This window comes from Vibrio sp. CAU 1672 (assembly GCF_029223195.1).
In the GTDB taxonomy this organism is placed as follows: domain Bacteria; phylum Pseudomonadota; class Gammaproteobacteria; order Enterobacterales; family Vibrionaceae; genus Vibrio.
Genome location: NZ_JARHUF010000013.1, coordinates 111,205 through 120,143, shown reverse-complemented (window position 1 = coordinate 120,143; position 8,939 = coordinate 111,205). Strand labels below are relative to the sequence as shown.

Annotated in this window: 9 protein-coding genes and 2 tRNA genes; 2 read left to right on the top strand and 9 right to left on the bottom strand. The window is 48.9% G+C overall.

Features of this window, described 5'->3' with window-relative positions; translation table 11 throughout:
• The coding region (locus P2G85_RS13385) for an IS3 family transposase (RefSeq protein ID WP_275864586.1) at positions 1-129 on the top strand (129 nt) is incomplete at its 5' end.
• A gap of 464 nt (positions 130-593) precedes the next feature.
• Here the strand turns inward: P2G85_RS13385 and P2G85_RS13380 are convergent.
• The 3 genes from P2G85_RS13380 to P2G85_RS13370 form a co-directional block, all read right to left on the bottom strand.
• Positions 594-670 (bottom strand) — tRNA-Val (locus tag P2G85_RS13380).
• 39 nt (positions 671-709) lie between these two features.
• Positions 710-786, bottom strand: a tRNA-Val gene (locus P2G85_RS13375).
• 177 nt (positions 787-963) lie between these two features.
• A complete protein-coding gene (locus P2G85_RS13370) occupies positions 964-1,302 on the bottom strand; it encodes a hypothetical protein (protein WP_275864582.1) in 339 nt (112 codons plus the stop codon).
• A 211-nt stretch (positions 1,303-1,513) separates the two neighbouring features.
• Here P2G85_RS13370 and arsB point away from each other — a divergent pair, with 211 nt between their 5' ends.
• Positions 1,514-2,710, top strand: coding sequence for an ACR3 family arsenite efflux transporter (gene arsB / locus P2G85_RS13365; RefSeq protein ID WP_275864581.1), 1,197 nt, complete (start codon positions 1,514-1,516; stop codon positions 2,708-2,710).
• 118 nt (positions 2,711-2,828) lie between these two features.
• Here the strand turns inward: arsB and P2G85_RS13360 are convergent, their stop codons facing one another.
• The 6 genes from P2G85_RS13360 to hppD all read right to left on the bottom strand — a co-directional run bounded on the left by P2G85_RS13360 (position 2,829) and on the right by hppD (position 8,641).
• The gene (locus P2G85_RS13360; RefSeq protein ID WP_275864580.1) at positions 2,829-3,548 is read right to left on the bottom strand and encodes an isoprenylcysteine carboxylmethyltransferase family protein; all 720 of its coding nucleotides are present in this window, start codon (positions 3,546-3,548) and stop codon (positions 2,829-2,831) included.
• 281 nt (positions 3,549-3,829) lie between these two features.
• Positions 3,830-4,492 carry a DUF2726 domain-containing protein gene (locus tag P2G85_RS13355; protein WP_275864579.1) on the bottom strand — a complete coding sequence of 221 codons (663 nt, stop codon included), beginning with the start codon at positions 4,490-4,492 and terminating at the stop codon, positions 3,830-3,832.
• Positions 4,493-4,719: 227 nt separating this feature from the next.
• Positions 4,720-5,382 (bottom strand): maleylacetoacetate isomerase, encoded by a 663-nt coding sequence (gene maiA / locus P2G85_RS13350; RefSeq protein ID WP_275864578.1) that lies wholly within the window; start codon positions 5,380-5,382, stop codon positions 4,720-4,722.
• 15 nt (positions 5,383-5,397) lie between these two features.
• Entirely contained in the window at positions 5,398-6,435 is a 1,038-nt protein-coding gene (locus P2G85_RS13345; protein WP_275864577.1) for a fumarylacetoacetate hydrolase family protein, read from the bottom strand.
• 9 nt (positions 6,436-6,444) lie between these two features.
• On the bottom strand, positions 6,445-7,575 hold the full coding sequence (locus tag P2G85_RS13340; RefSeq protein WP_275864576.1) for a homogentisate 1,2-dioxygenase: 1,131 nt from the start codon (positions 7,573-7,575) through the stop codon (positions 6,445-6,447).
• On the bottom strand, positions 7,568-8,641 hold the full coding sequence (gene hppD, locus P2G85_RS13335; protein WP_275864575.1) for a 4-hydroxyphenylpyruvate dioxygenase: 1,074 nt from the start codon (positions 8,639-8,641) through the stop codon (positions 7,568-7,570). The genes P2G85_RS13340 and hppD overlap by 8 nt, the downstream gene beginning before the upstream one ends.
• Between the last annotated feature and the right edge of the window lie 298 nt (positions 8,642-8,939).

Sequence of the window (8,939 nt, the reverse complement as noted above, 5' to 3'; positions counted from 1 at the left end):
ATCATGACGCGAGACGAGATGCGCCAAGCGATCTTCGAATACATAGAGGTTGATTATAATCGGACGAGAAGGCACAGTGCTCTTGGGTATCTAAGCCCAGTTAACTTTGAACAACAAAATGTCACTTAATGAAGTGTCCAGTCTGGCTGGAGCAGATCACTTTTTCAGGATCGCTTCTTTTCTTTCTTGCGAATAACGAGACATCTATTCCTCTGTTACCGCCCCTCTAATTGGTTAATTTTTAACAGTGACATCTATCCTGACACAGGGGGCTAGCATGAGGCGATAAGGAAAACTTTATTGTCATTCTTGACAAACATGACTCCCATCATAATTTTGGGCACAAGAAGCAACTTAGAAAATTGCAGGTTGAATGGAATATTTTGGGCACAAGTGGGCACAACGGTGCCCATTTGTGCCCACCAGCATAGTAATCAGCAGCTACTGAATGAATAGAGTGCGGTTATTTATTCAGTCTCGTGTTCTCACTTGAAAATCTATATACAGAGAATTGTGATTGTGGGAAGTGGGTGGGAATTTCCAAACGCCAGATACAACAAAGCCAAGCTAAACGCTTGGCTTTGTTTGAAATTTGGTGGGTCCGGGCGAACTCGAATCGCCGACCCCCGCCATGTCAAGGCGATACTCTAACCAACTGAGCTACGGACCCAAATTTTTGTTCCATTCTGAATAAGCATTCAGAGAAGGATGGTGGGTCCGGGCGAACTCGAATCGCCGACCCCTACCATGTCAAGGTAGTACTCTAACCAACTGAGCTACGGACCCATCTCTTTGGAACGAGAGGAATATTAGCCATATCCCGCCGGGTGTGCAAGCAGAAATTCATTAACTTTGAATCGTTTGGCGAAAATATAAACTTAGCGCCGGTTTTCAGTAGAAATAACCGTCAATCTGCTGCTGTCTCGTCCAGCTGAAAGCCTGCTTTTCAGTACCTTAGAGTAATTAGTTATCGTAAGGGAACTCGTTAAGCGTCCACATCTGCAACGTTTCATCCACATTATCGCAGTGACCAAACAAAATCTGATACTTAGGCGTAAATGGCTCACCAATATACGTGGTACGGATCAACTCTCCGGTTTTGACATCCACTTGCGTACTCACCCGGCCTTTAAAGTTTTGGAAAATCAAAAATTGCTCACTCTGATACACCATCTGTTCGCGATAAAACAAAAAGTGATCACGTGGCGTATCGATAAGCGTGCACTCCAGCGGTTGATAGTTCGGAATAGCATGCAGTGTACCGCTGACCAACAAAGCTGATAAAAACCATACGACTCGCATTTTGCTCTCCTGCAGCACTTTGTTTAGCTTAAGTATAGAAGTTACCGAACAAAAACACGGGTGCGCTAAACAAAAAGACTTTAACCTTCGCCAGTTAAAGCCCGGGTTATGGCAGTCACGACATTGATACCTTCTCTAAGGTCCAGCTTTGATGTTACTCATCTATACTCATAGACATAAACACCAACGTAAAAGTTTATAAGGATAGCTGATGGAAAACACAGAAAAGCCGAATGACGATCGGAAAATGACTAGCTTGTTTGAGCGCTATTTAACGGTGTGGGTCGGGCTATGCATTTTTGTTGGTATCGCCCTTGGCGAGGTTGCCCCTGATTTAGCAAAAACACTTGATGGTATGACCATTGATGTTAACGGAGCTCCGGTGATTTCTATTCCCATAGCTCTGTGCCTGTTTTTCATGATGTACCCGATCATGGTGAAAATAGATTTTGCCAGTGTTGTTAAAGCCGGAAAAAAAGGTAAACCGGTATTCCTGACGCTATTTATCAACTGGTGTATAAAACCCTTTACTATGTACGCTATTAGCATGTTGTTTTTGGGGTTTCTGTTAAAAGGCCTGATCGGTGATGAAGCGATGGATCTGGTGAAAATGCCTTTTGGCCTTAACTTACCTGTTGGCGCAGTGTATGGCGACGGCACGGTTGTATTACAAAACGGAATCAAAATGCTTCAGATCCCCCTCTGGCGAAGCTATTTTGCCGGATGTATTTTACTCGGCATTGCACCCTGCACCGCTATGGTTTTGGTTTGGGGATACCTGGCAAAGGGTAACGATGGCCTGACATTGGTAATGGTCGCAATCAACTCTCTTACCATGCTGATTCTATATGGATTTTTGGGCGGTTTTTTACTCGGCATCGGCAAACTTCCGGTACCCTGGCAGGCGTTATTGCTGTCCGTGGCCATTTACGTAGCCCTGCCATTGTTTGTCGGTTATTTTTCGCGTAAATGGATTATTCACCATAAAGGTGAAGAATGGTTTAAAGAAAAGTTTTTGCACGTCCTTACACCGATCACGATTGGTTCATTGCTCCTAACCCTCGTGCTACTGTTTAGTTTTAAAGGTGAAACCATTCTTAACAACCCACTGACGATTCTTTGGATCTCGATTCCCCTGTTTATACAAACCGTATTTATATTTTGTCTTGGTTACTTAGCTGCCAAACTGCTTAATTTGAGTTATGAAGACGCCGCACCGGCTGCCATGATCGGCGCATCCAATCACTTTGAGGTTGCGATTGCAACCTCGGTCATGATTTTCGGACTTTCATCAGGAGCCGCCCTGGCAACAGTAGTTGGAGTTCTGATTGAAGTTCCTGTGATGCTGATGCTGGTTAGTATATGTAAGCGTACTTCCGGGTGGTTTACTCCGGAAAAGTCCATGTAGGAATGAAGATTCGGGCAATCCACAGCAGTACGCTATTGATTTTTAACACGCCGAATCCTGCTGCCTTCCTCCTGCTTTAAGGCATTGGCATTGGCATTGGCATTGGCATTGAGCTTTGTCAGTATATTTTGGGAATCAACCGGTAGCGCACTCGTTGCGCATAATCTCGATAACCCGGCAACTCTTCCTGTAAAGTCTGGTCTTCCAGTCCGGTTCTAATCACCGCGATAATTACTGCAGCCACCGCAGGGATCAGTGTCCATATCGAGCTTAAAGCCAGAACAATACCGAACAGTGCCAGGATATTTCCGGCATAACCCGGATGCCGTACCAACCGGTATGGGCCACTGTCACACACCTCATGCCCCCGCTCCGTCTGGATACGTACTATGCTGGAAAAGAAACGGTTCTCTGCCAGTGCCCAGGCAGCAAACGCGTATCCGAGCAAAATCAAAATGAAACCAATGGCGCTGAGCCATAAGGCAAATTCACCGCTCCAGTTATAGCGGTGATCCAGCCCCGCCACAATAACCATAGGAAATCCGACGCTTACCGCCATCAGTGGGGCAAGCACTCTGTCCCAGGCTTTGCCGTTTCTGATATTTGCAATGTTTTGTCTTTCGGCGGTCAATCCGGGATGTCGGCGCTCCGCCCATATGCGGCCACCAATACCGGCAGCCAAGATCAAGATAGTAAACAGCCACGCCTGCCACCAACCGAGATCGCCACTGCATACCAGTAACATCAGCGGGATTAAAAGATACACCATAACTAACCGGATCCACTGGCGCGGTGATGCGCTTTGCGCTGTCTGTGGTTTAGCAATCTTTGCTGACATGTCATTCCTCGGGTTTGAGGGGGTGTCTAATGCCCTACTCCGGGGTTAGCAAACAGAGCCGGGTTGTCCTGTAACCAACTTGCCGACCCGCGGATAGCCTAGAGCGTTAATCAACTAAATAGATAATAAAACATTAGTTAATTTAGCTCAATTAACTGACAAGTTGCTTGCAGCAAGCGGTCACGTTGAGATGATGAGAGCCAGTAACGATCAAGCACCGCGGCTAGTCTTGCTCAGAACGTGGGTTGCACACTGGCAGGTTGAATCCGGATTCTTACTCTTTACTCATCGTCGTTTTCAAATACGACGTTGTAGTTTTCTGTGTAGGTGCAGTTAGGCTGGCGGCTGCAGGTAAAGAAGCGGCGTCCTTTAAATTCACCTTGATTTGCGGTTTTAATGATCATCGGGCTACCGCACTTCTTACAGAATCGCACCTCTTTCTCCGGCTCGATCAAATCAATATGCGCAGCCAAAAGCCGGCGCAAACGCCCTACCTGGTAACTGTGTTTCACTGAAGCACCAATAAGAGGCAACTGTGCAGTCTTACACACGTGGATCAACAGTTTTTCGCGTTCAATCTTACCTTTGTGTAACTCCTTACCATTATCCAGCTCAATCACTACCCGCGGTTCCAGCGTACGGGGATCGCAAATCACGTAATCAAAATAACTGCGTGCAATACGGTTACTCGCCACAAACAGTTGCTTCTTGTTTTTGACCTCCCTGGGCGCCACCAAGTTAGACATATTCACTTTGGCAAACACCACCGCATGATCTCCGACGGCAGCACGAAGGGCATTGTAAAACGCACCCTCCTGCCCTCTTAGCAGCGCACCTTTACAGCGGTAGGGATAATCGCGCGTATCATCATGCTTGATGACATACTTTTGGATGACAACGAAGAAAGCCACCAGCAGAACAACAATGATAAAAATTTCGGTCATGGATTTTGCTTGCCTGAAACACCAGTGGATAAAGACTAATTTGAAATGGCGGCGAGAGCAAGCGCGCACATTAATTATCGATTACCAACAGTAAATCAATAAGTAATGTGAAAAGAAGATTGTGCGGCCTCTCACGAATATCATTCGTATGCCGGTTCTCGCTGATATGCCGCACATCATCAATGGGGAGGTTAAAGGTTGTATAGACAAGCCAATACAAGCAGAGATTACACCATGGCATCAGCCTGCAACTCTGGCATCGCTGCCCTGAAGGCTCCCAGTTCATTGCAGGCATCCACAATAGATTGAATGATGGGAAAATCAGCCATATCGAAGCCAAACCGCACCGCATTGTAAGCCTGTGGAACCAGACAGATGTCAACGACACCAGGTGCATCTGTGACAGCGTAACAGCAATCTCCCATCTGGCTCCGGTGAACGGAGAGCTTTTCTTCCAGTGCATCAAAGCCGGCTTTCAGCCAATGGTGGATCCAGTCCAGTTTACTCTCCTGATCACAGTGCAGTGTACCTTCCAGATACTGCAATACTCTCAGGTTATTTAACGGATGGATCTCGCAGGCAATATCTTGCGCCAGCGCCAGCGCCTGATAACGCAAAGCGCCCTGCCTCGGGAGCACGGGATGATCGGCATAGGTATCGTCGAGATACTGAATGATCGCCAGCGACTGGCTGAGCGTCATATCACCATCGACCAGAACCGGCACCAACTCGCAAGGATTCATCTGATGGAAGCGAGCAGTGTGCTGCTCCCCCCCGTTTTTGATCAGGTGGACCGGCAGTGACTGATAAGCAAGCCCCTTAAGGTTGAGGCAAATGCGCACCCGGTAGGCCGCGGAGGAGCGCCAATAGCCGTAGAGGGAAATACTCATGCGCCTCTCCCTTGCTTAATGTTTGTGATACAGACTGACTTGCTGATCGATAGTGCCGAAAATATTGTTGCCCTCGGCATCAAACATTTCCAGACGAATCGAATCACCAAATTTCATAAACCCGGTCGACGGCTGACCGTCACGGATGGTCTCAATCATGCGCACTTCCGCAATGCAGGAATACCCCACCCCGCCTTCATCGATAGCGGTGCCGTATTCGGTTCCCTGTTTGTTGGATACCGTACCGGAGCCAATGAGCGCCCCGGCAGACAATGGACGTGTCTTAGCCGCATGGACAATCAAGTCCGCGAAGTCGAACGTCATATCTACCCCGGCATTCGGACAGCCAAACGGCTTGCCGTTATAGGTGGAAATCAAAGGCAGGTGCACTTTATTCTCATACCACGCGTCACCCAGCTCATCTGGTGTCACTGCCACCGGAGAAAATGCTGAAGAAGGCTTAGACTGGAAAAAACCAAAGCCTTTGGCCAGTTCTGCCGGGATCAAACCACGCAGCGATACGTCGTTAACCAGCATGATCAGGCGAATCGACTCCTGGGCCTCAGCAAAGCTGGCACCCATCGGGACATCCCCGGTCACCACCGCCACTTCCCCCTCAAAATCAATCCCCCAGTCGTCACTGGCAAACTCGATGTTATCGCACGGGCCGATAAACGTGTCGGATCCCCCTTGGTACATCAGCGGATCAGTCCAGAACGACTCCGGCATTTCTGCCCCGCGGGCTTTACGCACCAGTTCGACATGATTGACATAAGCACTGCCGTCTGCCCACTGATAAGCCCGGGGCAATGGTGATGCACAGTAATGCGCCTCAAACTCCTCGACATGTGAAATCTGGCCATTATTCAGCGCGGTATAGAGTTCATTCAGGTGAGGCGACACGCTGTCCCAGTTGTCCAGTGCCGCCTGCATGGTCGGCATTAGCCCTAAACTGTGAAAAAGCTCAGTGACCGGCAGGCAGTGTTTAAGATCTCGGCTCACGACCATCAGCAAGCCGTCGCGGGTTCCGTTTTTCTTGGTTGCTAACTTCATGGTTGTTCCTTATTTTTCTTGCCAGCTGTAGACATACTCTTTGTTTTCCACCCCGTCCAACTCATCGGCGAACTGCAGCGCATGACGGGTGTCGATCATCACGGCCACTTCATCGGTGAATTTCTTCTTGTATTCCTGCCCGGCTTTAAATGCTTTCGGGTGAGGACCGTGAGTAAAACCGGCCGGATGGAAGGTCACCATGCCCGCTTCGATGTTGTCACGGCTGAAGAAGTCACCGGCGTGGTAGAACAGGACTTCATCATAGTCATCATTATTATGGTAGAACGGAACTTTCAGTGCGTCAGGATCACTTTCAATCGGACGCGGAACAAAAGTACAGACCACAAATCCCGAGCCGACAAACGTGGTGTGTGCAGAGGGCGGCAGGTGGTAACGATGGGACATCAACGGACGAATGTCACGCCAGTTGATTTTAACCACCGCCAAATCTCCATGCCAGCCGATGGCATCCAACGGATTAAATGGATAAGTGATCACGCTGATGCGCTCATGGCGTTTCACCTGCACCTGAGTCTGCTGCTCTGAATACTGGGCTTTGAACTGATCATTGATAGAGGGGGTTTCGAGCACCGCCGGATCAAACACAGCATGATTACCGACTATGCCCTTCTCGGGCAGCGTGTAGGTGGCATCGGTGTTTTCGACCATCAGGATAAACATCGGCTCAAATACTTCCAGCCGCCAGTTGGTGGTACGCGGGATCAGCACATAATCGCCTTCACTGACCGTCAAATGACCATAGTCACAATATAAGTCGGCTCTGCCCTGGTGAATAAACAGCAACTCATCACCATCGGCATTGCGTACCAGAAAATCCATCTTCTCCTCGAGACGCCACACGCGGATTTTGCAATCTGAATTGTGCAGCAGGTTGGGCACCGCCCACGGTGAGATCTGACTGGCTTTTTCCACTAAATTGAAATTGAACGCGCGGGGACGCAACTCCCCTTCCCACTCAGACCAGGCTGTAGGGGCGTGCTGATGATGAAAGTGTGCCGCCGGGCCAAAAAAGCCACTGCGCCCGGCTTCTCGTTCGTAAATTGCCTCTTTAGGGAAATCCGCATGCGCCTGCTTCGAGCACACGCCCTCCCGGTGAGGGAATGTGATCCATTTATGCATCGCTTAGTACTCCCCGGCGGATCTGGTCTTCCTCAATCGATTCAAACAACGCTTTGAAATTGCCTTCACCAAAGCCTTCATTGCCTTTGCGCTGGATGATTTCAAAGAACACCGGACCAATCACTGTCTGGGTGAAGATCTGCAACAAGATACCGTCTTTCATTGGTGCCCCGTCGATCAGGATCCGTAACTCGCGTAGCTTCTCCAAATCTTCGCTATGACCTTCTACCCGCGAATCCACTTTTTCATAATACGTGTCCGGCGTCGGCATGAATTCCATGCCGCGGTCACGCAGTGTTTGCACCGTGGTATAAATATCATCGGTCGTGAGCGCGATATGCTGAATACCCTCACCATTGTACTCACGGATGAACTCTTCAATTTGTGATTTGTCGTCGGACGACTCATTGATTGGAATGCGGATCTTGCCACAAGGTGCGGTCATCGCCCGGCTTACCAAACCGGTCAGTTTGCCTTCAATATCGAAGTAGCGGATCTCACGGAAGTTACCAATTCGCTCATAGAAGCCGGCCCAGACATCCATATTGCCCTGTTTGACGTTGTGCGTCAGGTGATCGATCTCATACAGGCCGACACTGGCCTCATCCAGGCGCGTTTGTGCATCTGGATAGAAATTAAAATCAACATCATAGATACTTTGTTTACCGTAACGATCGACAAAGTAGAGTAAGCTGTCACCAATGCCATAGATCGCCGGAATACTCAGTTCCATCGGGCCGATTTCAGTCTGATACTGCCCGGCGCCGTTTTCCAGCGCGTAAGCCAGAGCAACCGAGGCATCTTTGACCCGGAAAGCCATCCCGCAGACGGAAGGCCCATGCACTTTGGCAAAGGCTTCAGCCTGGCTGTATGGCTGCGCATTGACAATGAAGTTCACATCCCCCTGGCGATATAACCAGGCTTCTTTTGAGCGGTGTTTGGCAACCTCGGCAAAGCCAAGCGAGACAAACAGTGCTTTAAGTTGTGCAATACCGTCGAGGTTGGCGGCAGTGTATTCGACAAACTCAAATCCATCTGTACCGAGCGGGTTATGGGTGTCCACCATGACTTTCTCCTTGTCCTTGTGTTCATTTCACGGCTGTGTTGTCTAACTTGGCTCAGATGGATTGAAAAAGGAATATCATGGCAACAATCTGTCAAACCGGCATCGGGCACACAAAATGTAAAGCATTTGTTACACGAATTTTCTTTGCGCCATCCATGGGTAAACTCGGCTGACATCGCCCTTGTTATCAGTACGTTAGCGGACAGAGAGCAGGTTTACAATCCGATGATAAATGTAAACATTGTGTTACTTTAATAGGTATTCATCGGGCAACAGCGCCGCATTGCCGGCTTTGTCG